Source organism: Sphaerospermopsis aphanizomenoides BCCUSP55, from assembly GCF_001586785.1.
In the GTDB taxonomy this organism is placed as follows: Bacteria; Cyanobacteriota; Cyanobacteriia; order Cyanobacteriales; family Nostocaceae; genus Sphaerospermopsis_A; species Sphaerospermopsis_A aphanizomenoides_A.
On sequence record NZ_LUFH02000043.1, the window covers coordinates 1 to 21,884 of the forward strand.

The window sequence follows — 21,884 nt, forward strand, 5'->3', positions numbered from 1 at the left end:
CCTACACCCCTACACCCCTACACCCCTACACCCTTATTCTTACTTTTGAGGACATAAAATGAATACGGCTGAATTATTGGTACAGTGTTTGGAAAATGAAGGAGTGCAATATGTTTTTGGACTTCCTGGTGAAGAAAATTTGCACGTTTTAGAAGCTTTAAAAAAATCCTCCATTCAATTTATTACCACTCGTCATGAACAGGGTGCGGCTTTTATGGCGGATGTTTATGGCAGGTTAACTGGTAAAGCGGGAGTTTGTCTTTCTACTCTTGGACCTGGTGCTACTAATTTAATGACTGGGGTGGCTGATGCTAACTTAGATGGTGCGCCTTTAGTAGCAATTACTGGACAGGTGGGAACAGATAGAATGCATATTGAATCCCATCAATATTTAGATTTGGTGGCGATGTTTGCCCCGGTAACAAAGTGGAATAAACAGATAGTTAGACCGAGTATTACACCAGAAGTAGTTAGGAAAGCCTTCAAGCGATCGCAAACTGAAAAACCCGGTGCAGTTCACATAGATTTACCCGAAAATATTGCCGCTATGCCCGTAGAAGGGAAACCTTTACATAAGGGTAATAGTGAAAAAACCTATGCTTCATTTGCTAGTATTCGCGCCGCTGCGGCTGCCATTTCTCAAGCAGTTAACCCTATCATTTTAGTTGGTAACGGGGCAATTCGCGCCCAAGGTAGTGATGCAGTGACGCAATTTGCTACCCAAATGAATATTCCTGTTGCTAATACTTTTATGGGTAAGGGCGTAATTCCCTACACTCATCCTTTAGCACTTTGGTCTGTGGGATTACAACAAAGAGATTTTATTACTTGTGGTTTTGATAATACCGATTTAGTCATTGCCATTGGTTATGATTTAATCGAATTTTCTCCCAAAAAATGGAATCCTCATGGTAAGATTCCTATTGTGCATATTGCCGCCTCTTCAGCAGAAATTGATAGCAGTTACATTCCCAAAGTGGAAGTTGTGGGAGATATTTCTGATTCCGTTAATGAAATTTTAAAATTAGCAGACAGACAAGGTAAACCCAATCCTTACGCGATTAGTTTACGTTCTAATATTCGCGCTGATTACGAACAATATGCGAATGATGATGCCTTTCCGATTAAACCACAAAAATTGATTTATGATTTGCGGCAAGTGATGGGTCCAGATGATATTGTCATTTCTGATGTCGGCGCACATAAAATGTGGATTGCTAGACACTATCATTGTCATAGTCCTAATACTTGCATTATTTCTAATGGTTTTGCAGCAATGGGAATTGCGATTCCTGGTGCTTTAGCTGCTAAACTTGTTAATCCAGATCGTAAAGTTGTGGCAGCGACCGGCGATGGTGGCTTTATGATGAATTGTCAAGAATTAGAAACCGCTTTGCGTGTGGGTACACCTTTTGTCACTTTAATTTTTAATGATGGTGGCTATGGTTTAATTGAGTGGAAACAAGAAAATCAATTTGGTAAAGGTAATTCATCTTTTGTGCATTTCGGTAATCCTGATTTTGTCAAATTAGCGGAAAGTATGGGATTAAAAGGTTATCGAGTTGAATCAGCAACGGATTTAATTCCTGTCCTCAAAGAAGCACTAATTCAAGATGTCCCTGCGGTCATAGATTGTCGTGTAGATTATCGAGAAAACCGCCGCTTTAGTCAAAAAGCAGGTGAGTTAAGTTGTGACATTTAAAAGGGAATAGGGGACAAGGAATAGGGAATAGGGAATGGGGAAGAAAATTTTAGATTTTAGATTGCAGTTACTCAAAATAATCCAAAATCCAAAATCCAAAATCCAAAATTGCATCACCAATTACCCTTTGACCCTTTCCCTATTCTTGATTTGATGAGATGCAAAAATTCCATGTCGAGGACTAAACAACAAAGCTAATATAAATAAACCAGACACTACTAATACAATTGCTGGACCAGAAGGTAAATTATAAAAATAACTGAGATACATTCCGCTAATACTAGAAATCACCCCAATTACTGCACCTAAAATCATTACTTCATGCAAGCGTTTGACTAATAAATAAGCTGTTGCACCAGGGGTAATTAAAAGTGATAAGACCAAAATTACGCCTACAGCTTTCATACTGGCAACTATTGTTAATGCAATTAACAACATTAACCCAAAGTTGAGGCGATTGATTGGTAAACCTGCGGCTTGTGCGCCTAATGGATCAAAGGTGTAAAATAAAAGTTCTTTGTATAGTAAAAAAACAACTATTAATACAATTGCGGCAATGATGGTTGTGTCTCGCACTTCATCAACAGTTACACCAAGAATGTTACCAAACAGAAAGTGATTGAGATCGATTTTATTACTTTTTTGAATGACAGTAATCAGGGTGACACCAAGGGCAAAAAAGGCTGAAAATACTATTCCCATTGCTGCATCTTCTTTGATGGGGGAACGGGTTTTAATAAATGCTATAGCCATTGTACTTAAAATCCCGGCGATAAATGCCCCGACAAAAATATTAGCACCAATCATGAAGGCGATCGCTAATCCTGGTAATACGGAATGGCTAATAGCATCTCCTAGTAATGCTAGGCGTTGTACCATCAGGTAGCTACCAACTACCGCACACAATAAGCCTACTAAAATAGCGATGATTAAGGAACGTTGCATGAAGCCATATTGCAACGGTTCTATTAGTGTGTTAAGCATGAATGAAAATGAACCACGAAGGCACGAAGTACACGAAGGAGGAGAGTAAGAAGAAGAAAGGAAGAGAGGAAGATAATTATTATGCTGCATCGGAGAAGTACATTACTTTTCCGCTGTAAGCAAGATTGAGGTTTTCTTCTGTGAGGACTTGTTGGCGTGAACCTGTGGCGATTAAGTCGCAATTTAGTAAGATTAAATCATCAAAATGGGCAATGGATTCTCCTAAGTCATGATTAACTACGAGGACGATTTTGTTCTCTGTTGTTAGTTCGTGGAAAATATCAAAAATTATGGTTTGGGTTTTTTGATCTATTCCTACAAATGGTTCGTCAAAACACAAGATTTCTGCTTGTTGGGTTAAAGCACGGGCTAAAAATACTCGTTGTTGTTGTCCTCCAGAAAGTTCACCAATGGGACGGTTGTAAAATTCTTTCATCCCTACTCTTTCTAAGGCTTCTTTGGCTACTTGGCGGCTAACTGTGGAAAAACTACGCAACCACCCTGTTTTTTTTACACGCCCCATCATCACTACATCCCATACTGTGGCTGGATAGTTCCAGTCAATTTGACTACGTTGGGGTACATAAGCTACTTGGTCTAGTTGCTGCATTAAAGGTTTGTTTTTGTATAAAACTTGACCTCTGCTGATAGGCACTAATCCGAGGATGGCTTTCATTAGGGTACTTTTACCAGCACCATTGGGGCCAAAAATCCCTGTCAGTTTTCCTGGTTTAATAATGCAGTTAACATCCCGCAATGCTTCCTGGGTGCGGTAGTGTACTCCTAAATGGGAGATGTTAATGGGTGTAGTGGAATTCATATCAGTAGATTTTCTGGCTTGTGTAGGTGTCTGTTCTACTTGTCTCCGTAAGGGGCTAAATTTTTGGTAAAAAGAAATATTTTGCATAACCGTAGTTAAATAATCATTCTTTGAGCTTACTATAAAAATGAGAGAAATATGAAAAAATCTATAATTAGAATTAATCTGCGAGATAAATGAAACTAATACATGGAATTAAGGGTAACAGTCTACGGTTGTGTATCAGTCTGACAAAGAAGGAGATTCAGGACTTACGCACAAGTTATGAAGGAATGAACCGCAAAGGATACAACGGTAAGAAGGTTTCAGAGATATTTTGCCTAATTCCTGAGATTTTCATACCAATTCTGTATAAAGATGCGCCAAATTTAGAAAGGAACGAACCACAGAGACACAGAGAACACAGAGGAGGAAAAGACCAGGTTACAAAATTCGGCGCAGCCTCACAAAGAAACGGTATCAATCCCAAATCTAAAATCCCAAATCTAAACTGGTATCAGTTTTGTCTGGGAATGTTGTTACCTTTGGTGTTATTCGGTTGTACTCCGTCAGAGTCTCAAGCACCGAAAAATGGTAAGCCAAAGGTTGTAGCAACTAGCACTATAATTGCTGATTTAGCCGAGGAGGTGGCTGGAGATGAAGTTAATGTCACTGGTATCCTGAAGCCTGGTGCAGATCCTCATGTTTATGAACCAGTACCTGGAGATAGTCGAGTTTTGGAAACAGCAGATTTAATTTTATATAACGGTTATAACTTGGAACCGGGAATTATTAAGTTAATGAATGCTGCTGGTGGAAAAGCGAAGAAGTTAGCAGTGGGGGAAGTTGTCAAACCTTTAAAGTTAGAAAAAAGCAAAGGGGAAATTGTCCCCGATCCTCACGTTTGGGGGAGTGTGGAAAATGTTATCTCTATGGTACAGGCCATTAAAGAAGCATTGATTGAGTTATCACCAGAAGACAAAGCAAAATTTACTCAACAAGCAGATGAACTGACTGAAGAATTACAACAATTGAATAGCTGGATTAAGCAACAAATTCAAACGATTCCACCAGAAAAACGAAAACTGATTACTACCCATGATGCTTTTCAATATTATGGCAATACTTATGGGCTGGAAATTGCGGGAACTTTGATTGGGATTAGCACTGAAGAACAACCAAGCGCCCAAACGGTAAGTAAATTAGTAGATGCAGTTAAGAAAATGGGTGTACCTGCTATTTTTGCGGAAACTACGATTAATCCGGCTTTAATTACAACTGTTGCTGAAGATGCAGGGGTAAAACTGGCTAAAAATCAACTTTATTCTGATTCTATTGGTGCAAAGGGAAGCAATGGTGATACATATATCAAAATGATGGAAGCTAACACCCGCACTATTGTTGAAGCTTTGGGTGGTAAATATACGCCGTTTGTCTTGAAGAAGTAAATTTCATTATCAGCCATCAGCTTTCTAGGGTAACATACGCTGAATGATTACATTTCATTTTTAAACTCTCTCTTGCGAAAGAACTAGTTACATTTTCGATTGTCTAGATTGATATAGAGATACAAGAACTACGACTAATTCATAGAACCTAACCATTGGATTTTTGAACCATGACTGATAATGATCAAGATAACCAAATTCATCAACCAGTAAGTCCTGATAATTCTTCTAAAGAAAGACCAAATGTTAAAGAAAGGAATTTAACAGCGAACCCAGGAGATAGAATCTCTGACGAACCACAAACAATAGAAGAAAAAGCGCAACAAGTTGCTGTAGATGTACCTGATATTACTGGTGAACATATTACAGTTCCCACTTACTTTATAGTGGATACTCCTGATGGAGAGAAAAAAGCCCTCCACCATGTTAAAGATGCAGAAGAAATTTCTGATGTGATTCGTCAAGCACGAGTCGATGAAGACGGAAATCGTATTTGGTGGTAATTCTCTAAGAATTCAACAATTGATGATGATTAATCAAAATTGTTTGTTGAGGTACGGGAATGGAAATTCCTGCTTTATCTAAGGCAATTTTTAACCGACGACGATATTCTCGTGCTACTTCCCACTGTTTGAGGGGTTGTGTCTTAATCCAAACCCGAATCATCATCCCGCGATCGCTAAAATTCTCAACTCCCAAAACAGTAGGTTTTTCGATAATTTGTTTTTGCCATTGTGGTTCTTGATTCATTTCCAAAGTCACGTTTTCAATTAACTGTAAAGCCTCGGTTACATCTGCTTGGTAGGAAACAGGAATCGTTAAATCTGCCCGTGACCAACGACTGGAAAGATTAGCGACAATTTTAATTTCACTGTTGGGAATTGTAATTAAACGTCCTTCTGAATCTCTAATTTGAGTCATCCGCAGATTGAGATTTTCTACTAAACCTCCTACAGTTCCCACATTAATAACATCACCCAAGGCGTACTGGTCTTCGAGAATAATTAAGAAGCCGTTAATTGCATCTTTAATTAAGTTTTGAGATGCTAAGGATACCGCTACACCGACTAAACCAGCACCTGCTAAAAGAGGAATAATATCTATTCCCAAGGATATTAAAGCCAGTAAGATACCAGTTCCTACCCAAATAATTGTGGCAATACTTTTTGTTACGCCAGAGAATGTAGATACTCGCAGTTGTAAGCGTTCGGAAGATTCAGGAGTGAGTAGCGCCCCACCACTAACAATAGTAGAAGTAAAATGGTCAATTACCGCATAACTAAAGCGGACAGCTACATAAGTTCCTAATGCCACAATCGCTAATTTAACAGGAATTTGGGCAACAGTGAGAATTGCTAGTTGTAGCGATCGCGTAAAGGGAAAAAGTCCTAGAATAATAAAACTGCCACTTCCCCAAATTCCTGCTTGTCCTAATTGAAATAATCTTGTTTGAACTTCTTGCAGATGTTGATGTTGCTGTTGATTGAGTTGGGTGGTAATTGCTTGGGATGTGGATAAAGATGGTAGTGATTGGGCAACTTTTTCTTTTAACCGCTTTTGCCAATGCTTCATACTCCAACTCAGCAAAATCATGGCGAGAATACTGGCAGATGCGATCGCACTTTGTTGGACTAAAAATCTGGTTTTTCGTTCTTGTTTTGCTGTTTTGAGATTATTTTGCAAAATATCGCTGACTTGATTAGCCAATGTCATCGGGTTTACCTGTCCAGCATCTTCATAAGTGATGGTCATCAGGTATTGGTCGTTGACATAAATTACTGGTAATCCATTTAATGAACGAATTGTGACTTTAACTTCTGCGGTTGATGATTCTAGGTAACTTTGGGTAATTTCCTGGAGATTTTGCTGAACGTTTTGTAACCTCTGGCTAAAATTATTTTTTGATGCAGCTATCGAGAATAAACGGCGACCATCTAAATAAATCCAGCCAGATATCATTTTTGTATCTGCTTCATTACTCAAACTTTTGGGAGTTTGTAAGTGATCTAAAAAAGGAATCTGGGCTTGAGTTTTAAATATAGGTGCAATAGATATTACCATTGAACCTGCAATCGCCAAAATTTGAAAGCGCACTAAAACACCTCCTTCTAGATTTTAGATTTTGGATTTTGGATTTTGGATTGACCATATCAATAAATCCAGGAGCTTGTACGATGAAGAAATGGTTACTCAATTTGATCACTGGGTACTCATCGAGTAATTGTCAACTTATGGGCAATATTATCTATCTTTGGTAAAATCCGCCTTTAATTCCTCTTATTTCTATCTTGAGATAGATAAACTACGTTGATAGTCATGAACAGTTAAGTTGTTCTCAATACTAATAACAGAGATTGGGAAAAAATGACAACTTGCATAAAAATTGTGATGGGTAAATTCGCGCCTTTTTTCTGTTACATACTGCCAGATTCGGCAATTACAGCGAAAATTTGCCACTTGTAAGAAATTCTTGTTAAAGTACGTAAAGGTTTATAAACCTGTTTCATTTTTTAGAGGATAATTTTCATGACCGTAACTGCTCCCTTAAAGCACGAGGTTAAAGACCTCGCCCTCGCTCCCTTGGGAAGACAACGCATTGAATGGGCTGGAAGAGAAATGCCCGTATTGAAGCAAATCCGCGATCGCTTTGAGAAAGAAAAGCCCTTCGCTGGTTTACGCCTTGCTGCTTGCGCCCACGTGACCACAGAAACAGCACATTTAGCGATCGCTCTTAAAGCTGGTGGTGCTGATGCAGTTTTAATTGCTAGTAACCCCTTATCAACTCAAGATGACGTAGCTGCAAGTCTTGTAGCCGATCATGGAATTTCCGTATTTGCTCAAAAAGGCGAAGATGCCGCCACTTATAACCGCCACGTGCAAATCGCATTAGATCATCGCCCCAACATCATTGTTGATGACGGTAGCGACGTGGTAGCAGAATTAGTTCAACATCGTCAACACCAAATTGCAGATTTAATTGGTAGCACCGAAGAAACCACAACTGGTATCGTGCGGTTACGCGCCATGTTTAAAGAAGGCGTTCTCACCTTCCCCGCGATGAACGTCAACGACGCAGACACCAAGCACTTCTTTGATAACCGCTATGGTACTGGTCAATCTACCTTAGATGGGATTATCCGCGCTACAAATATTTTGTTAGCTGGTAAAACTGTTGTGGTTGTCGGTTATGGCTGGTGTGGTAAGGGAACAGCCCTCCGCGCCCGTGGGATGGGTGCAAACGTCATCGTTACCGAAATTGACCACATCAAGGCTATTGAAGCCGTTATGGATGGTTTCCGCGTGCTACCAATGGCGGAAGCAGCGCCTCACGGTGATATCTTCATTACTGTCACAGGTAACAAGCACGTCGTTCGCGGTGAACACTTCGATGTGATGAAAGACGGTGCGATCGTTTGTAACTCTGGTCACTTTGATTTGGAACTTGATTTGAAATACTTGGCCGCTAATGCTAAGGAAATCAAGGATGTCCGTCCTTTCACTGAAGAGTATAAATTGACAAATGGTAAATCCGTAGTCGTACTCGGACAAGGACGTTTGATTAATTTGGCTGCTGCTGAAGGACACCCCAGCGCAGTTATGGATATGAGTTTTGCTAACCAAGCATTAGCTGTTGAATACCTGGTGAAGAATAAGGGTAAGTTAACTCCTGGTTTGCACTCTATTCCTAGAGAAGTTGATGAAGAAATTGCTCGTTTGAAGTTGCAAGCTATGGGCATTTTCATTGATAGTTTGACAGCAGATCAAATTGAATATATCAATTCTTGGACTTCTGGAACGTAAGTCATTAATTAGTTGATTTTTTGGGGATAGGCTTTTGGGCTTATCCCCTTTTTTTGTTTCACTTATATTATCTACAACGACTAAATTCTGCTGTTGGTAAATTAGCAAATGCCTCTCCTACAGTTACATAAGGTAATAATCCAAATAATTGAAAATTAGGACTATGAGTAGGTAACGGTAAATCAATACTACCAATATCTTTTCTACAACCAATAAAAAACAATCTCTTTCTTAATTGAGGGGTCCCAAAATCAGCCGCTAAAAGAACACCAGATGAAACATTATAACCTAAATTAATCATATTTCCCCAAATTTCTTCGTACAGTATTCCACCTCCTAAACCCTTCAAATTAGAAACATTTTCCATCACGAAAAAAGCAGGTTGTAAACATTCAATAAACCTTAAAAACTCATAAATCATACCACCACTTTGATCTTGCAAACCTCTTTGTTTACCAGCTTGACTAAACGCCTGACAAGGAGGACCACCAAATATAATATCAGGTTTATTAATTTCACCAGAAACATTTTGCCAAAAACTTAACGGATCTGTAATATGAGAAATATCTTGTTCTATAACTTGAATGCGATCGCCAAAATAACCCTTTAAAGTTGCACAAGCATCACCCCAATTATCAACAGCTACTTTAGTTTTTATCCCTGCTATATCAGCACCAAGATCCATACCCCCCGCACCACTAAATAAACTAAGTGCTTTGAGAGAACTATTTTCAAATCCTAATAAATTAGCTTGTTTAACTAATTGTTGAAATACAGCTTTAGCAAGTGGAACTGGAACAGCATTACCAACTTGAAGCTGACTACTTGTTAAAGTTCCCTGCAACTTTAAATCATCAGGTAATCCTTGTAAACGAGCCGCTTCACGTACAGTAATAAATCTATCTTGATAGGGATGAACAAACTTATTAAAAATATAACCTGTAACTGTTAATGAAGGTTTTTCAGGATCAAGACGAATCATTCTTAAATTTGGTCCACCTTGTCGGTTAGGATCATGTTTTACATAGAATTTAAAACTTTCGTGCCACAGTTCTTCAGGTAAATCTTGCATTTTTTGGCCTATTTTCAGAGCATTAATTCTTTTTTGGACATCCACTCCTACTCGTCTAGCAATGTGATTTGAAATCAACTCCAAGGAAATATTAAAATCTAAACTTTTGGTTAATCCATTCATCTCTTATATGACTTTCTGTAAAGGTTATTATACCATCAAAGAGATTAAAAATTTCTTTTTCTGGTGGTAAATCGGCGACTGTTTTTGCTTGTCTTGTTTCATCTATTGTCCATACAATATCTTGAAGTTCAAGCAAATAATCATTATAGTGCCGTACAGCATGAATATTAGACAGCAGAGCAGTTTTCACTGTTATTTTACTATGCTTCGGCTTTTCCGAAGCAGCAATTTTTAAAACTTGATAAATTCCTTTTTTAATATCATCAGTTCTATCCATCCCCACACTAGATTTACTATCAGAAATAGATTCATACCCTTCACCACTTTTTCTTTGAGGCCAATTTACAGGTCTAGGAATAGGTTGCCCACAAGCATTGGTTAACCAATAAACAGATTCTGGTAAATTTCCCTTACCCCTAGCAGCTTTATTATATGCAGAATAAGCAATACTCCAAAACTGGAAATAACGATAAAACAGTTGCTTATCTTTATTAAAAGCTGCTCCCATTTGCTCATATATCCATACTGAGGAATTATTATCTCCTCTAATTCCTAAATTTATAAGTTCGTATTTATATACCTGATCTTCCAATTGAGGAAGAATAATATGTAAATTAGATGAACTAAGAAAAGAATTATCTGTAGATGAATGTGAACGAGATAATAATTCACCTTCCTCTCCCAATTCAGTTTGTATTTCAACAGGTACTGCTAAAGGTAAAGTAGTAAGTGGAGCAGCCTTTACTTCGGATAGTAAAACTATATTCTCTTTTTCATCATAAATTATGACATCAATAGGTTCAATACCATGATAGATTTTTAAATCTTGGGAATTTATTTCAAATAAGTGCTTTAAAAATACACACAATAAGCGACTTGTTGATTTGCCAATTGTTCCAGATGGGGGTTTATTTGCATGATGAAAAGAAAACCTTCCTTGCAAAATACATCTTGGACAAGCATTAGTGTATGGATAAATCAAAAGAGAAGAATTATCATTTGGACAGTAAAGCCATCCTTTATTAGCGAGTTTTCCATAGTATTCAGCAGCTACAATTAAATCAAATGCAGCTGCTAGTGATAGTCCAGGTGCAGTAGAAGTTAGTTTTGCATTATCGAGAGCTTGCTGAATAAGAATTGTTGCTAATGCTTCTTCGTGAGGATAGACTTCTAGAGGTTTAACTCTTGCTATAAGGTTGGCTATTTCATCAACCTTAACAGATTCATCCTGATTATTTTGCATTGGTATTCAAATAAACTAGCTACATAATTATATAATCAATATTCATATTTTTACCTTTCTGAATACTATTTCATAATTCTCATTCTTAAATTTTAAAAAAAATAGCAGTTAAAATTAAAAGCTTTATAGGTGCTTCTCCCGTCACAGACCTAGAAAACGCTTTAGGGCAATATATCTTATATTACGACATTCTCTCATACTTAGAATCTGAACGCCGCTTATATTTCGCTATTCGTCAAGTTATGTAGGTTGGGTTGAGGAACGTTCGCGTAGCGTGCCGTAGGCATAACCCAACATCTTGATAATGTTATTGCGTTGGGTTGCGCTTTGCTTAACCCAACCTAAGAATTATTACTAGGTAAAGAATAATGAATGAGATTAGGATAGAATTTAATGTAAAACAATGATAAAATAAAGTAATGTCAAAAAAGCGTAAATTACTGGATAAAGTTCTTTCAGGATCTAAAAATCTTCAATTGGATGATTTAGTGACATTAGTTGAAGACTTTGGTTTTTTCCTATCACGTATCAACGGTAGTCATCACATTTTTACACATCCAACTATCCCCGAACTTATTAACTTACAAAATCGCAATAGTAAAGCTATTCCTTATCAAATTCGGCAATTTTGAATATTAATTGAAAAATATTCCTTAACTATGGAGAATGAATAATGAAACACTATCACATTAATATTTTCTACAATCAAGAAGATGAAGTGTATAGTGATGATATTTCTGATTTAAAATATTGTTCAGGATTTGGTTTAACTGAAGAAGAAGCACATGAAGAAGGTTTGAAAGCTAGAGCTGCTTGGTTAGAAGCTGCTAAAATAGAAGGTAAACCCATTCCCGAACCAAGATATAAACCTGTAATTTATCAAATAGCTTCATAACTTTATAGTCTTATGGAAAGATTAAATTATCAAGAGATAGTAAAAGATATTATCTCTAAATATGCAAAAGACGAAGCAAAGGAAGATTTACTAACTGTTTTCGATAGAATTGGTAAAAATGCTCAAGCTAAAGGACTTACAGAAGAAATATTGGAACAATTATTATCTGATGAATCATAAATTAATTATCATTGACATTCCTACAGAATCATCTCATGTTAACCATAACCATTGATGAAATCCAGAAAAACCTCACTAGCTATCTTCACCAAGTAGCAGCAGGAGAAACTATTATTATCATTGAAGCAGGTAAAGCAATTGCAGAAATTAAACCAGTTCCCAATGTTATGGAAAAATTAGATTACCCTGAATTAGTAAAACAAGTGTTAGCAACACATACAGAAGGTCATTGCTCTGAAGGAACAGAAATCGAGTTAATATTTGATATTCAAAGAAATCGCTATCTAGTAGTTCATATAGGTTGGGAAGGTGAAAATAGAACCTATGGTACAATGATTCATGTAGATATTAAAGATGGAAAAATTTGGATTCAGCGCGATTTTACAGAAGAAGGAATTCCTAATCAATTAGTAGAGTTAGGAGTACCGAAAACAGATATTGTGTTAGGTTTTAGAGCGCCTCATATTAGGCAGTTTACTGGTTTTGCAGAGGGTTAAATTTTTTATGTATCTTTCTAATCGCCTGATTATCCCCTAAAATCACAAACCAACCGCTTAAACATAGACACAGAAACAATAGTAGTATTCACTAAATTCTGTGCTTCATTAAAATCAGCATCTCCAGTAATTAAAAAATCCGCCTCTGCTGCGACAGCACAAGCTAAAAACTTTTCATCCTTTCTATCTCTAGCAAAATCTATAGTTACCTGAACATCAACTAATTTAGTCACCAAATCTATAACTTCTAACCATTCTTTTCTGACTTCATCTGTCAATTTAAACTTCTTCCGACTTAACACATCCTGATACTCTGCTAAAATCTCCTCAGAAACAACCCACTCACAATTAGGACTATCCACAACAAATTGAATAACTTCCCTTGGTTCTCTCCCCTTGAGAACAGCAGAAACTAAAACATTAGTATCAATAATAACTTTCATTCCCCACGCCGATAAGCTTCAATTTCTGCGGCTATATCCTCCTCTGTCACCTCTTCCACACCAGAAATAGCCTGAGTTTTATCAAATAAATTCCGCAATTTATTACTAATTGCAAGTTGCGGGTTATCTTCAGCTAAAACAATAATCTCCACACGCTGTCCAACTTGAAAAGGTAAATCAGATAAAACTACCTGCTTCGGGTCTTCAATCGTGATATAAGTCTTGTAAGCATTCATGATTTATTCTGCTATTTATCCTGTATATATTTTATAACACTTCTCTTCTTTTGCGCCTTTGCATGAGATAAAAACCCCAAAAATACTCATCATTAATCATTAGGAGGATGCCAACTTAAACCAATCCAAATTGCCCTAGCTTGGACAACATCTTCATTATTTAATCTTAAAGCTAAAACCGTACCTCTGCCAATAGCAGTTATCCCAATAATATGAGTACCACCATTTGCCCATTGAAAATGATCTAACCATCTTTGTTGACGAGGATTAAACAAAGATACAGATTCATTAGTTACAGGATCATTAGGAGTTATTTTTGCTCCTTTAAACTCATTACAACGATAACAACAAGCAGCTAAATTTTCTCGCTCATCATTTCCCTCTAAAGAACTAGGCAAAATATGATCCATAACTAAAGGCATACCTATTAAACGGCTAGAAGTGCGACAATATTCACATCTATAACCCGCCTCATTAATAACTTGTTGACGAAGAGATTTAGAAATAGATGACACTGGTATTATACTAATTGCTCAAAATCTGGAAGAGAAAAACCTTTCCACTTTAAAAGTGCATAGGCATAAGCTTTTTTTAACATTAAATAATCAGCACTCACCCGCAACGATTTCAACAATAATCTATCAGATTCACTTAATTGATTATTTTGATTTTTTTCTAAAAGTTGTAAATGTAGTTCTTGTTGACTTTCAGGAACTTGACTTTGAGCAATAGTTAATAATTCCTCAATTGTTAATTCTTGCATAGCAATTAATTCCCCTTGTAATTCTAAAGGTTCATAATCAACAGCATGAGGAGCATTAATTTGGGTATTCATACATTTTTATAGTAATTTATTTTTATAAAAACTTAGGCTTTACGTCGCTGACATGAAAGCTAGAATTGAATCTCTGGATATTTTCTATTATCCTGATATTATGGTAACTTGCGATTCAAGAGATACAGAATTTGAATATTTTAAACGATATCCGAGTTTAATTATTGAAGTTTTATCACCTTCTACAGAAGCCTTAGATAGAGGTGATAAATTTAGTGATTATCAAGAATTAGACACTTTACAAGAATATGTTTTAGTTAGTCAAAATCGCCAACGAATTGATTGTTTTCGGCGCAATAATCAAGGAAGATGGAAGCTTTATAGTTATAGAGGAAATCAACAATTAGAATTAACCAGTGTGAATTTTTCTTGTTGTCTAACTGATGTTTATGAAGATGTTGCTTTTCCTACAAATTTAACTGAATAAAAGATGATATCAATATTGTTCGGTTAAGAGATTCAGACCTTGGAGATACCCCATTATCCCCTTCAAAAAGAGAGAAATAAAGCCATTCTTAGTACCACTTTTGAAGGGGGATTGGGGGAATCAAATTGGGGGAATCAAACCTTAACCGACAAGTATTGCCTATCAATTAGCTGAACTGATTAGTTAAAGGCTAAAACATAATTTACAAACAGGTCTAACAGCTACCTTGATTTTATATCTGCGATCGCTCCTTTTGTCATAGCTGCGATCGCTTTATCTGTGGCTTTTGGTAACTGGTAATATTTACCACCAGCAGTTTTCGCCAATTCCTTAGCAAAACCAGTGGAAACAAACTTACTTTCCGTATCAATCACCAGTAATTGCATCCCAGATGCTCTAATTCTCCCTGCAATATCTAGCAGTTCCGCTTTGATATCTGGTTTTTCTCCTAGTTCTTGGGGTTCACCTAAAGACCGAGCCAAAGGAATATTACCACGACCATCAGTAATTGCCACTATAACAACCTGACCAATATCTCCACCCATTTGGGCATTTACTCCCACTCGCACGGCTTGAGTTAAGCCATGTGCTAAAGGCGAACCACCACCACAAGGTAATTTTTCTAACCTGTTTTTAGCTAGAGCGATGGAACGGGTAGGAGGTAATAAAACTTCTGCTTGTTCACCACGGAAAGGAATCAAAGCGATTTGGTCACGGTTTTGATAGGATTCAGTTAAAAGCTGCATGACCGCACCTTTAGCAGATTGCATCCGGTTTAAAGCCATTGAACCAGAAGCATCAACCACAAACACCACTAAAGCGCCGGCTTTTCTCACCAACCGCTTAGAACGCATATCTCCTTGTTCGACAATTACCTTTTTATCTGGTTGTCTAGCGCGACGTGCTTTTTGATACGGTGCTGCGGCTCGCAATGTGGCATCTACGGCAATGCGTTTTACTTTGCCTTTGGGTAACATCGGCTTAATGTAACGTCCCCGGTCGTCGGAAAAGATAATACTGCGACTGCCAGATTTACCTTGCCGTTGTGCCATTTGGGTAAAATAAAGCACTTCCGGGTCAAGAATTACCCCTTCTGGGTCAAAGATAAACTCTTCAGGAATATCAGGAGGTTCTTGCTGTTCCTGTTCTTCCTGTTGTTCTTCTTGTTCTTCCTGTTCTTCTTCTTGTTGTTCTTCTGAGTCGTCTTGACTTTGGGGTGGTGGGGGAGGAGGTGGGGGTGGTTGATCTGGTGGTGGAGTTTGAATAATCGTAGTTCTGGGAACTATGACTAATTCTACCGCACGACGCAAGTCTTCAGCGTTGACGGTGTTACGTCCTTCTAAAGCTGCTGCGGCTTTGGCAACTCGCACCGCAAACAGTTCTGCACGATGTCCTTCTACACCACCGCGAATAGCTTCATTGACGAGGTAGGTAATTTGTTCTTGGGTAATGGTGACTTCTTTTAACCATTCCCGTGCGAGGAGTATTTGGGTTTTGAGTGAGTCGATATCTTCGCTGTATTGTTGCAGAAATTCTGTGGGAGATTTAGAATAGGCGATCGCTTGTTCAACTGCTTGTACTCTTTGATCTAAACCCAGAACTCCATCTGCTGAGAGTGCGATCGCAATTCTATCCAGTAAATGTTCTCTTAACGCCCCTTCTTCTGGGTTGTAAGTTGCAATAAACAACGGTTTGCAAGGATGTTGAAAACTTATCCCTTCCCGTTCAATTTGGTTGCGTCCGTCCGATAATACCGATAAAAGTTGGTTACTAATTTGGTCATCTAATAAATTGATTTCATCCACATACAGCACACCTCGGTTAGCTGTAGCGAGTAAACCCGGTTGAAAAACCGTATCACCTTGTTTCACCGACTGTTCCACATCCACAGAACCTAAAAGTCGGTCTTCCGTAATACCCAGGGGAATTTGCAAAAAAGGTGCAGGGATAATTTCCGTTTCTATCTCCTGTCTTTGTTCAGCTAAAAGCTTATCATCCCATTCTTCTGGGTGGTTGGGGTCACAGTTGCTAACAGAACCTTTAACAACTTCAATAGGTGGTAATAAAGCGTGAATTGCACGCGCCATCACAGATTTAGCCGTACCGCGACGGCCTGCAATTACCACACCCCCCAAAACGGGATCTACTGCTGCTAACAGCAATGCTATTTTAATCGCTTCTTGACCGACTACAGCAGTCAGCGGAAAAGCTGTTGTTGTTGGGGTAATCGTAGGCGCTGGCATTGTTTCCTTAATAGTTATTATGTTTTTAGGATAGCATTTTTATGTCTCACTCAATCTCTGTTATCCAAAAGGTGTTTAATTTGGGTTTTGATACGAATATTTATTTTTTATAACGAACCGCTCCAGGCGCAGAGGTCGCAGAGAGAAGATTTTTTTATTATCATGTTTTGTATATTTTAGTTATTTGATTTATTTCCAGGTAAGGTGTTATGAGAACAAAAGTTGTTATTATAAATTCTTCTCAGATTGTTAGAGGTCTTCTCAAAGAATATATTGTTAGTGAATCTCCATTTTTAGACGTGATAGAAGTTGGGTTTAATGATCATGTGCTAGAAATTTTAAACCGAGAGGCAGAGGATGTTATTTTGATTATTCTGGGTGGTTTATATACTTCAAAAATAACCTCAAAAGATGTAATTGAATATGTAAAGAATCATGATTTTCTATATTTTGTTCCTATGATAATTATACTTGATTATGCCACTTGTCAGAATCGACTATTTTATGGTCAAGATTTACTAGACAGTTTTAAGACTGATAGTTGTAATTTTGGAATTGTTAGACACTGTTTTACTCATGATGATTTTCGTCAAGCTTTAAAATTAGCTATTCAACGAAGAACCTTGAAAAAATAAGTCTAGGTTCTGAGTTTTTAAATAAAAAAATAGCAAATAATCTATAATTAGAAATGGCTTGATTGAGTACCACTGTCAAATAAAACAATTATTTACCTTTGGTAAAATGGAGATATAGATATGGTACAACAACTTACATCAGAAACTCAACCAGAAATTATCTACCCTGATAGTGATGGAAAACCGATGGCAGAAAATACAGAACACTATGAATGGATAGTTAAAATTAAAGAAAACTTAGAAATATTATTTGCTTCAAAACAAGATGTATTTATAGCAGGTGATTTGTTATGGTATCCTGTAGAGGGAAGTGTGAAAACACGTCAAGCACCTGATGTCATGGTTATTTTTGGTAGACCAAAAGGTAGACGTGGTTCTTATAAACAATGGGAAGAAAATAATATTGCTCCCCAGGTGGTATTTGAAATTCTATCTCCAGGAAATCGTAGCCAAGAAATGGCTAGAAAGTTACTTTTTTATCATCGTTATGGAGTAGAAGAATATTATATCTATGAACCAACAACACTGGAATTAACCGGACTTATTCGCCAACAAGAATGGTTAGAAGAAATTGAAGAAATTAATGGTTGGATAAGTCCACGTTTAGGAATACGTTTTGAGTTAACATCAGATAATTTAGAAATTTATTATCCTGATGGTAGAAAGTTTCTCACATCTTTGGAATTAAATCAACAGTTAGAACAAGAACGCCAAAATTATCAAGACTTATTAGCAAAATTGCAAGCTAAAGGAATTGATATCAACACACTTTAAAAATTAGAAATATTAGATCCCCAAATTCTTCAAGAAGTCGGGGATCTGCAACTAAAAAAACTAACCAACCGCAAAACCTGTATATGGTCTCATCAAAGGTTCATGAAAAGCTAAAACAATATCTGACTTCGGTACTCCTAATTTAACTAATTCATCTGCTATATCTATCTCAGTTCCATTATATTGAATCCAAATTTTGCCATTTTTAACATCCAGATGTAAAACACAACCATACATCGGTTGGCTATTTTTCCAACCTGTATAAACAACCTGATAATGATCCCGTTCTTTATCAAAAATCAGTTGTGTTTCTACTTCCTGATCTGATGGACTTCCTTTAGCATATTCAGTTAATAAATTTTGAATATATGTCCGATATTTTTCTATTTTTTCCATAATAACATCTCCTCATCCTTTGGATCGTAAACTATTATACTCAGTTGGAAATGGTCAATCACATCTGCTACAAATGGCAATTGAAAAAATGTCTCATAAGGTGTTTTGGGAACTGCTAAATATAAAAATCTTTCAGGTTGTTGTTTTTTCAAAGCAAAAGGTCATCTGTGATCACCTAACCCTCTTTTTCTAATCCTTGTCTAACAGCATCATGGAAAATATCTTTAGCTGACATTAGTTGATAATTTAGTCTTTTTATCTATAACTATATTTATATATGTCTAATTTGAGAATTATTCCTAATATAAATGTTTGTTAATAAAATAAGTGCATACATATTATACTATCATAAATCTTATGGATTAAGCATCTTTTCCGTCATGGTATAGGAATCTGATTTGATTCGTGAAATCATTTGTGTAGGCAGGCAAGAGGCACTCATGCAAGAGGCAAAAGGGTTTTAGAAGATTTAGGTGTACGGAGTTTTGTTCAAAATTCAAATATTATTCCTATATATAAATAGTAATAAATTTTACATTTTTTGTGTAGACAGAAGATTGTTAGAAACAGTAAAATTATCTATATTGTATAATTTTAGCACAGAGTTCAATGGCTATTAGTAATCACGAGCGAATTAATAGAGCTTTAGCTACACTATCTCAAGGATTATATTCCTATGTAGAAAAAGAAATGCGAACAGTACATGGTGAACGTTGGTTATCAGTAGCTAAATCTTGTATATCTGACGATCTAACACTCAGAAGAAATCTAGAAGAAACTTTACAAGAAGATGTTTCAGTTCTGCTAAAATTAATTATTAAGCAGTGGGATAATTTTTTCAAGAAAAAACTAAGTAACGCTGAACGTGCTTTGATCAGTGAGTTAATTGACGTGAGAAATAAATGGGCGCATCAATCAAGGTTTTCCACAGATGATACTTATCGCGCTCTTGATAGTATGACAAGAATTATGAAAGTAATTTCCGCATCTGAACTAGATATTATTGAAAAGCAAAAACAAGAAGTTTTGAAAATGCTTTCTCCAGAAAAAGCGGAAGAAGCTCGTATCAAAGAAAAATTATCTGAGGTACATAAACTTCTGATATTCTCAAATGAAAAACTCCTGCGTCAAGCATTAACCCACCGTTCATATCTCAACGAAAACCCAGGAGAAGGAGAACATAACGAACGCTTAGAATTTCTCGGTGATGCTATTCTCAACTTCATCAGTGGACAATATCTTTATCGTTGTCATCCCGAAAAAGGAGAAGATGAATTAACTCGTCGTCGTTCCGCATTAGTAGAAGAAAAACAACTAGCAAAATTTGCCTTAGAAGTAGGTTTAGACTTCAGAATGCGATTAGGAAAAGGCACAATTAGAGATGGAGGATTCCAAAATCCCAACTTACTCAGTAGCACATTTGAAGCTGTAGTTGGTGCTTATTATTTAGATAACAATTGCAATGTTGAACCACTTCGTGCTATTATTGAACCATTATTTGAATCTGTCTCAGAACACATTGTAGAACCTCGTTCAAATGTTGATTCCAAAAACCGATTTCAGGAATGGGTACAACGAGAAATTGGCACAAATCCCCCTAAATATGTAACAGAACAGGTAGGCGGACCATCTCATGCACCAGAATTTATCGCTAAAGTATTAGTAGAAGGTAACGAATACGGCGAAGGTAAAGGACGCAATAAAAAAGAAGCAGAAAAGGCTGCGGCTGAGGATGCGTTAGCTAAATTGAAAAAACAAGGTTTATTGGCTTAATAAGTGTTAATTTCAAACAAAGACGTAAGATTATTCTTAATGTCTTTGTATTTACGCTTACGAAATATGTTTATTGTACAGTGCAAAATCAATTGAACCGCCTGATGTAAGTAGGTAAGTAACTAATTTGTATTCTCTATACTGATGTTATTACTGTTAATCAATGTTATATTTTCGCTGTTACTATTAATTGTGAGTAAGTCAGCCTAATCCAACATATTAGAGTCAACAACGTTGGAACGGAGGAACCAAGTTTTGGGGCGTATTTTTATCTCGATAGGTGAATAAATTCCTAACTTAATGTTAGAAAATAAGCCAAAATCGAGCAAAAAGGGGTATCTCTCAACCCTAGTCCGTCAGCTAACTTCGTAGGCATTGAGAGGAGACTGAAGAGACAGCATTTCAACAATGTTTTGATCTCATCAGTGTCCAAGGCTGGTACTACTCAGTTTCAGTGTATCTGTGCTGAACTCTGTTGAGGTTACAAAATGATTTTGCAACTAAATTTAGCTGCAATCTTTGCGGTTGCTGGACAATTTGCGTGGAAAAAAGCAAAACCTGTCATTTTGCGAGATGAGTTCTTATTACCTATTGTGGGTTTTTTGGGAATAATTTTCCTGTGGTGGATAGTAGCACTTGCTAATCATGAATTAATGCCTACACCACCAGAAGCCTTAATTGCCAATCTGGACTACATCTTCAATCCCTTTTATGAAAGAGGACCTGGTAATTTAGGAATTGGTTGGTTACTATTAGCAAGTTTACGCCGGGTAATATTAGGTTTTGGATTAGGTGCATTAGTCGCAATTCCCTTGGGCTTTTTGATAGGTATGTCTAGACCGGCAATGCTGGCTTTTAATCCTATCATTCAGATATTTAAACCTGTTTCACCTTTAGCTTGGTTGCCTATTTCTTTAGCTATTTTCAATTTGGCAGATCCTTCAGCTATTTTCGTGATTTTCATTACGTCGTTATGGCCGACAATCATTAATACTGCTTTGGGTGTTTCTAGTGTGCCGAAAGATTATATAGATGTGGCACAGGTGTTAGAAATGCCCCGATGGAGACAGATTACCAAAATTATTTTACCTGCGAGTTTGCCTTATATTTTTACAGGATTAAGAATTAGTTTAGGTATTGCTTGGCTGGTAATTGTAGCTGTAGAAATGTTGACAGGTGGTGTAGGAATTGGCTTTTTTGTTTGGGATGAATGGAGTCGTTTAAATCTCAGTTCTGTATTTTTGGCTGTGTTTGTAATTGGTTTAACGGGCTTGGTTTTAGATTACGCAGTCGGTAAACTTCAACAATTTGTTACTCATCGTCCGGGAAGTGTAAAGTAAAAAAATTGCAATTTTTATCTCACGCCAAGGTGCAAAGT

25 protein-coding genes, 2 pseudogenes and 1 riboswitch are annotated in these 21,884 nt (G+C 36.9%); of the genes and pseudogenes, 15 read left to right on the forward strand and 12 right to left on the reverse strand.

Features of this window, described 5'->3' with window-relative positions; translation table 11 throughout:
• Nucleotides 1-58: 58 nt before the first annotated feature.
• Complete coding sequence (locus A0J48_RS12645; protein WP_200323549.1) at nucleotides 59-1,702, forward strand: acetolactate synthase large subunit; 1,644 nt, start codon at nucleotides 59-61, stop codon at nucleotides 1,700-1,702.
• Nucleotides 1,703-1,822: 120 nt separating this feature from the next.
• On the opposite strand, the gene A0J48_RS12650 is transcribed toward A0J48_RS12645, so the two are convergent.
• On the reverse strand, nucleotides 1,823-2,686 hold the full coding sequence (locus A0J48_RS12650; RefSeq protein ID WP_200323551.1) for a metal ABC transporter permease: 864 nt from the start codon (nucleotides 2,684-2,686) through the stop codon (nucleotides 1,823-1,825).
• Nucleotides 2,687-2,765: 79 nt separating this feature from the next.
• The gene (locus tag A0J48_RS12655) at nucleotides 2,766-3,593 is read right to left on the reverse strand and encodes a metal ABC transporter ATP-binding protein (protein ID WP_200323553.1); all 828 of its coding nucleotides are present in this window, start codon (nucleotides 3,591-3,593) and stop codon (nucleotides 2,766-2,768) included.
• Between the two features lie 425 nt (nucleotides 3,594-4,018).
• Here A0J48_RS12655 and A0J48_RS12660 point away from each other — a divergent pair, with 425 nt between their 5' ends.
• Both A0J48_RS12660 and A0J48_RS12665 read left to right on the forward strand, forming a co-directional pair.
• On the forward strand, nucleotides 4,019-4,933 hold the full coding sequence (locus tag A0J48_RS12660) for a metal ABC transporter substrate-binding protein (protein ID WP_200323601.1): 915 nt from the start codon (nucleotides 4,019-4,021) through the stop codon (nucleotides 4,931-4,933).
• A gap of 170 nt (nucleotides 4,934-5,103) precedes the next feature.
• Nucleotides 5,104-5,436 (forward strand): hypothetical protein, encoded by a 333-nt coding sequence (locus A0J48_RS12665; RefSeq protein WP_200323555.1) that lies wholly within the window; start codon nucleotides 5,104-5,106, stop codon nucleotides 5,434-5,436.
• Between the two features lie 4 nt (nucleotides 5,437-5,440).
• Here the strand turns inward: A0J48_RS12665 and A0J48_RS12670 are convergent, their stop codons facing one another.
• A complete protein-coding gene (locus A0J48_RS12670; RefSeq protein ID WP_200323557.1) occupies nucleotides 5,441-7,027 on the reverse strand; it encodes a mechanosensitive ion channel family protein in 1,587 nt (528 codons plus the stop codon).
• A gap of 432 nt (nucleotides 7,028-7,459) precedes the next feature.
• On the opposite strand from A0J48_RS12670, the gene ahcY reads away from it, so the two are divergent.
• On the forward strand, nucleotides 7,460-8,734 hold the full coding sequence (ahcY, locus tag A0J48_RS12675; RefSeq protein ID WP_200323559.1) for an adenosylhomocysteinase: 1,275 nt from the start codon (nucleotides 7,460-7,462) through the stop codon (nucleotides 8,732-8,734).
• Between the two features lie 67 nt (nucleotides 8,735-8,801).
• On the opposite strand, the gene dcm is transcribed toward ahcY, so the two are convergent.
• Both dcm and A0J48_RS12685 read right to left on the reverse strand, forming a co-directional pair.
• Nucleotides 8,802-9,929 carry a DNA (cytosine-5-)-methyltransferase gene (gene dcm, locus A0J48_RS12680; RefSeq protein WP_200323560.1) on the reverse strand — a complete coding sequence of 376 codons (1,128 nt, stop codon included), beginning with the start codon at nucleotides 9,927-9,929 and terminating at the stop codon, nucleotides 8,802-8,804.
• Nucleotides 9,898-11,172 carry a hypothetical protein gene (locus A0J48_RS12685; RefSeq protein ID WP_200323561.1) on the reverse strand — a complete coding sequence of 425 codons (1,275 nt, stop codon included), beginning with the start codon at nucleotides 11,170-11,172 and terminating at the stop codon, nucleotides 9,898-9,900. The genes dcm and A0J48_RS12685 overlap by 32 nt, the downstream gene beginning before the upstream one ends.
• Before the next feature lie 101 nt (nucleotides 11,173-11,273).
• On the opposite strand from A0J48_RS12685, the gene A0J48_RS26960 reads away from it, so the two are divergent.
• From A0J48_RS26960 to A0J48_RS12705, 5 genes are all read left to right on the forward strand, one after another.
• Nucleotides 11,274-11,420, forward strand: a complete 147-nt coding sequence (locus A0J48_RS26960; protein ID WP_325078796.1) for an element excision factor XisH family protein — start codon at nucleotides 11,274-11,276, stop codon at nucleotides 11,418-11,420.
• A 171-nt stretch (nucleotides 11,421-11,591) separates the two neighbouring features.
• A complete protein-coding gene (locus tag A0J48_RS12695; protein WP_200323562.1) occupies nucleotides 11,592-11,804 on the forward strand; it encodes a type II toxin-antitoxin system HicA family toxin in 213 nt (70 codons plus the stop codon).
• A 41-nt stretch (nucleotides 11,805-11,845) separates the two neighbouring features.
• The gene (locus A0J48_RS26965; RefSeq protein WP_234300888.1) at nucleotides 11,846-12,067 is read left to right on the forward strand and encodes a type II toxin-antitoxin system HicB family antitoxin; all 222 of its coding nucleotides are present in this window, start codon (nucleotides 11,846-11,848) and stop codon (nucleotides 12,065-12,067) included.
• 12 nt (nucleotides 12,068-12,079) lie between these two features.
• Nucleotides 12,080-12,247: a hypothetical protein gene (locus A0J48_RS12700; protein WP_234300889.1), complete on the forward strand. Its 168-nt coding sequence runs from the start codon at nucleotides 12,080-12,082 to the stop codon at nucleotides 12,245-12,247.
• A gap of 167 nt (nucleotides 12,248-12,414) precedes the next feature.
• Nucleotides 12,415-12,744, forward strand: a complete 330-nt coding sequence (locus tag A0J48_RS12705) for a XisI protein (RefSeq protein WP_200323605.1) — start codon at nucleotides 12,415-12,417, stop codon at nucleotides 12,742-12,744.
• 29 nt (nucleotides 12,745-12,773) lie between these two features.
• Here A0J48_RS12705 and A0J48_RS12710 read toward each other — a convergent pair whose 3' ends face one another.
• The 4 genes from A0J48_RS12710 to A0J48_RS12725 form a co-directional block, all read right to left on the reverse strand.
• Nucleotides 12,774-13,187, reverse strand: a complete 414-nt coding sequence (locus A0J48_RS12710) for a putative toxin-antitoxin system toxin component, PIN family (protein WP_200323563.1) — start codon at nucleotides 13,185-13,187, stop codon at nucleotides 12,774-12,776.
• The gene (locus A0J48_RS12715) at nucleotides 13,184-13,423 is read right to left on the reverse strand and encodes a hypothetical protein (protein ID WP_200323564.1); all 240 of its coding nucleotides are present in this window, start codon (nucleotides 13,421-13,423) and stop codon (nucleotides 13,184-13,186) included. The genes A0J48_RS12710 and A0J48_RS12715 overlap by 4 nt, the downstream gene beginning before the upstream one ends.
• Nucleotides 13,424-13,515: 92 nt before the next feature.
• A complete protein-coding gene (locus A0J48_RS12720) occupies nucleotides 13,516-13,938 on the reverse strand; it encodes an HNH endonuclease (RefSeq protein ID WP_200323565.1) in 423 nt (140 codons plus the stop codon).
• Between the two features lie 5 nt (nucleotides 13,939-13,943).
• On the reverse strand, nucleotides 13,944-14,258 hold the full coding sequence (locus tag A0J48_RS12725) for a hypothetical protein (RefSeq protein WP_200323567.1): 315 nt from the start codon (nucleotides 14,256-14,258) through the stop codon (nucleotides 13,944-13,946).
• Between the two features lie 34 nt (nucleotides 14,259-14,292).
• Between A0J48_RS12725 and A0J48_RS12730 the strand changes: the two are divergent.
• Nucleotides 14,293-14,685: pseudogene (locus A0J48_RS12730) on the forward strand (Uma2 family endonuclease); the annotation flags it as partial.
• 221 nt (nucleotides 14,686-14,906) lie between these two features.
• On the opposite strand, the gene bchD reads toward A0J48_RS12730, so the two are convergent.
• The gene (gene bchD, locus A0J48_RS12735; protein ID WP_200323569.1) at nucleotides 14,907-16,928 is read right to left on the reverse strand and encodes a magnesium chelatase ATPase subunit D; all 2,022 of its coding nucleotides are present in this window, start codon (nucleotides 16,926-16,928) and stop codon (nucleotides 14,907-14,909) included.
• Between the two features lie 209 nt (nucleotides 16,929-17,137).
• On the opposite strand from bchD, the gene A0J48_RS12740 reads away from it, so the two are divergent.
• Both A0J48_RS12740 and A0J48_RS12745 read left to right on the forward strand, forming a co-directional pair.
• Nucleotides 17,138-17,563 carry a hypothetical protein gene (locus tag A0J48_RS12740; protein ID WP_200323570.1) on the forward strand — a complete coding sequence of 142 codons (426 nt, stop codon included), beginning with the start codon at nucleotides 17,138-17,140 and terminating at the stop codon, nucleotides 17,561-17,563.
• A gap of 120 nt (nucleotides 17,564-17,683) precedes the next feature.
• Nucleotides 17,684-18,337, forward strand: a complete 654-nt coding sequence (locus tag A0J48_RS12745) for a Uma2 family endonuclease (RefSeq protein WP_200323571.1) — start codon at nucleotides 17,684-17,686, stop codon at nucleotides 18,335-18,337.
• Nucleotides 18,338-18,397: 60 nt separating this feature from the next.
• On the opposite strand, the gene A0J48_RS12750 is transcribed toward A0J48_RS12745, so the two are convergent.
• Both A0J48_RS12750 and A0J48_RS12755 read right to left on the reverse strand, forming a co-directional pair.
• The gene (locus A0J48_RS12750) at nucleotides 18,398-18,733 is read right to left on the reverse strand and encodes a XisI protein (protein WP_200323572.1); all 336 of its coding nucleotides are present in this window, start codon (nucleotides 18,731-18,733) and stop codon (nucleotides 18,398-18,400) included.
• Complete coding sequence (locus A0J48_RS12755) at nucleotides 18,721-18,885, reverse strand: element excision factor XisH family protein (protein WP_325078788.1); 165 nt, start codon at nucleotides 18,883-18,885, stop codon at nucleotides 18,721-18,723. Before A0J48_RS12755 ends, A0J48_RS12750 begins: the two co-directional genes overlap by 13 nt.
• Nucleotides 18,886-19,342: 457 nt before the next feature.
• Here A0J48_RS12755 and A0J48_RS27435 point away from each other — a divergent pair.
• The 3 genes and pseudogenes from A0J48_RS27435 to ntrB form a co-directional block, all read left to right on the forward strand.
• A pseudogene (locus A0J48_RS27435) lies at nucleotides 19,343-19,705 on the forward strand (Swt1 family HEPN domain-containing protein); the annotation flags it as partial.
• A 60-nt stretch (nucleotides 19,706-19,765) separates the two neighbouring features.
• The gene (rnc, locus tag A0J48_RS26975; protein WP_234300894.1) at nucleotides 19,766-20,506 is read left to right on the forward strand and encodes a ribonuclease III; all 741 of its coding nucleotides are present in this window, start codon (nucleotides 19,766-19,768) and stop codon (nucleotides 20,504-20,506) included.
• Between the two features lie 193 nt (nucleotides 20,507-20,699).
• Nucleotides 20,700-20,896, forward strand: a riboswitch (cyclic di-AMP (ydaO/yuaA leader).
• Nucleotides 20,897-20,994: 98 nt separating this feature from the next.
• Nucleotides 20,995-21,846, forward strand: a complete 852-nt coding sequence (gene ntrB, locus A0J48_RS12765; RefSeq protein ID WP_200323574.1) for a nitrate ABC transporter permease — start codon at nucleotides 20,995-20,997, stop codon at nucleotides 21,844-21,846.
• Nucleotides 21,847-21,884: the final 38 nt, after the last annotated feature.

What these genes read in the sequence shown, in the direction of transcription:
- A0J48_RS26965 (WP_234300888.1), top strand. Translation starts at nt 11,846, where the DNA reads ATGAAACACTATCACATTAATATTTTCTACAATCAAGAAGATGAAGTG.
- A0J48_RS12710 (WP_200323563.1), bottom strand. Translation starts at nt 13,187, where the DNA reads ATGAAAGTTATTATTGATACTAATGTTTTAGTTTCTGCTGTTCTCAAG.
- A0J48_RS12725 (WP_200323567.1), bottom strand. Translation starts at nt 14,258, where the DNA reads ATGAATACCCAAATTAATGCTCCTCATGCTGTTGATTATGAACCTTTA.
- A0J48_RS12650 (WP_200323551.1), bottom strand. Translation starts at nt 2,686, where the DNA reads ATGCTTAACACACTAATAGAACCGTTGCAATATGGCTTCATGCAACGT.
- A0J48_RS12665 (WP_200323555.1), top strand. Translation starts at nt 5,104, where the DNA reads ATGACTGATAATGATCAAGATAACCAAATTCATCAACCAGTAAGTCCT.
- A0J48_RS12655 (WP_200323553.1), bottom strand. Translation starts at nt 3,593, where the DNA reads ATGCAAAATATTTCTTTTTACCAAAAATTTAGCCCCTTACGGAGACAA.
- ahcY (WP_200323559.1), top strand. Translation starts at nt 7,460, where the DNA reads ATGACCGTAACTGCTCCCTTAAAGCACGAGGTTAAAGACCTCGCCCTC.
- A0J48_RS12750 (WP_200323572.1), bottom strand. Translation starts at nt 18,733, where the DNA reads ATGGAAAAAATAGAAAAATATCGGACATATATTCAAAATTTATTAACT.
- bchD (WP_200323569.1), bottom strand. Translation starts at nt 16,928, where the DNA reads ATGCCAGCGCCTACGATTACCCCAACAACAACAGCTTTTCCGCTGACT.
- A0J48_RS12740 (WP_200323570.1), top strand. Translation starts at nt 17,138, where the DNA reads ATGAGAACAAAAGTTGTTATTATAAATTCTTCTCAGATTGTTAGAGGT.
- A0J48_RS12705 (WP_200323605.1), top strand. Translation starts at nt 12,415, where the DNA reads ATGGAAAAATTAGATTACCCTGAATTAGTAAAACAAGTGTTAGCAACA.
- A0J48_RS12660 (WP_200323601.1), top strand. Translation starts at nt 4,019, where the DNA reads ATGTTGTTACCTTTGGTGTTATTCGGTTGTACTCCGTCAGAGTCTCAA.
- dcm (WP_200323560.1), bottom strand. Translation starts at nt 9,929, where the DNA reads ATGAATGGATTAACCAAAAGTTTAGATTTTAATATTTCCTTGGAGTTG.
- A0J48_RS12700 (WP_234300889.1), top strand. Translation starts at nt 12,080, where the DNA reads ATGGAAAGATTAAATTATCAAGAGATAGTAAAAGATATTATCTCTAAA.
- A0J48_RS12745 (WP_200323571.1), top strand. Translation starts at nt 17,684, where the DNA reads ATGGTACAACAACTTACATCAGAAACTCAACCAGAAATTATCTACCCT.
- A0J48_RS12695 (WP_200323562.1), top strand. Translation starts at nt 11,592, where the DNA reads ATGTCAAAAAAGCGTAAATTACTGGATAAAGTTCTTTCAGGATCTAAA.
- A0J48_RS12645 (WP_200323549.1), top strand. Translation starts at nt 59, where the DNA reads ATGAATACGGCTGAATTATTGGTACAGTGTTTGGAAAATGAAGGAGTG.
- A0J48_RS12685 (WP_200323561.1), bottom strand. Translation starts at nt 11,172, where the DNA reads ATGCAAAATAATCAGGATGAATCTGTTAAGGTTGATGAAATAGCCAAC.
- ntrB (WP_200323574.1), top strand. Translation starts at nt 20,995, where the DNA reads ATGATTTTGCAACTAAATTTAGCTGCAATCTTTGCGGTTGCTGGACAA.
- A0J48_RS12715 (WP_200323564.1), bottom strand. Translation starts at nt 13,423, where the DNA reads ATGAATGCTTACAAGACTTATATCACGATTGAAGACCCGAAGCAGGTA.
- rnc (WP_234300894.1), top strand. Translation starts at nt 19,766, where the DNA reads ATGCTTTCTCCAGAAAAAGCGGAAGAAGCTCGTATCAAAGAAAAATTA.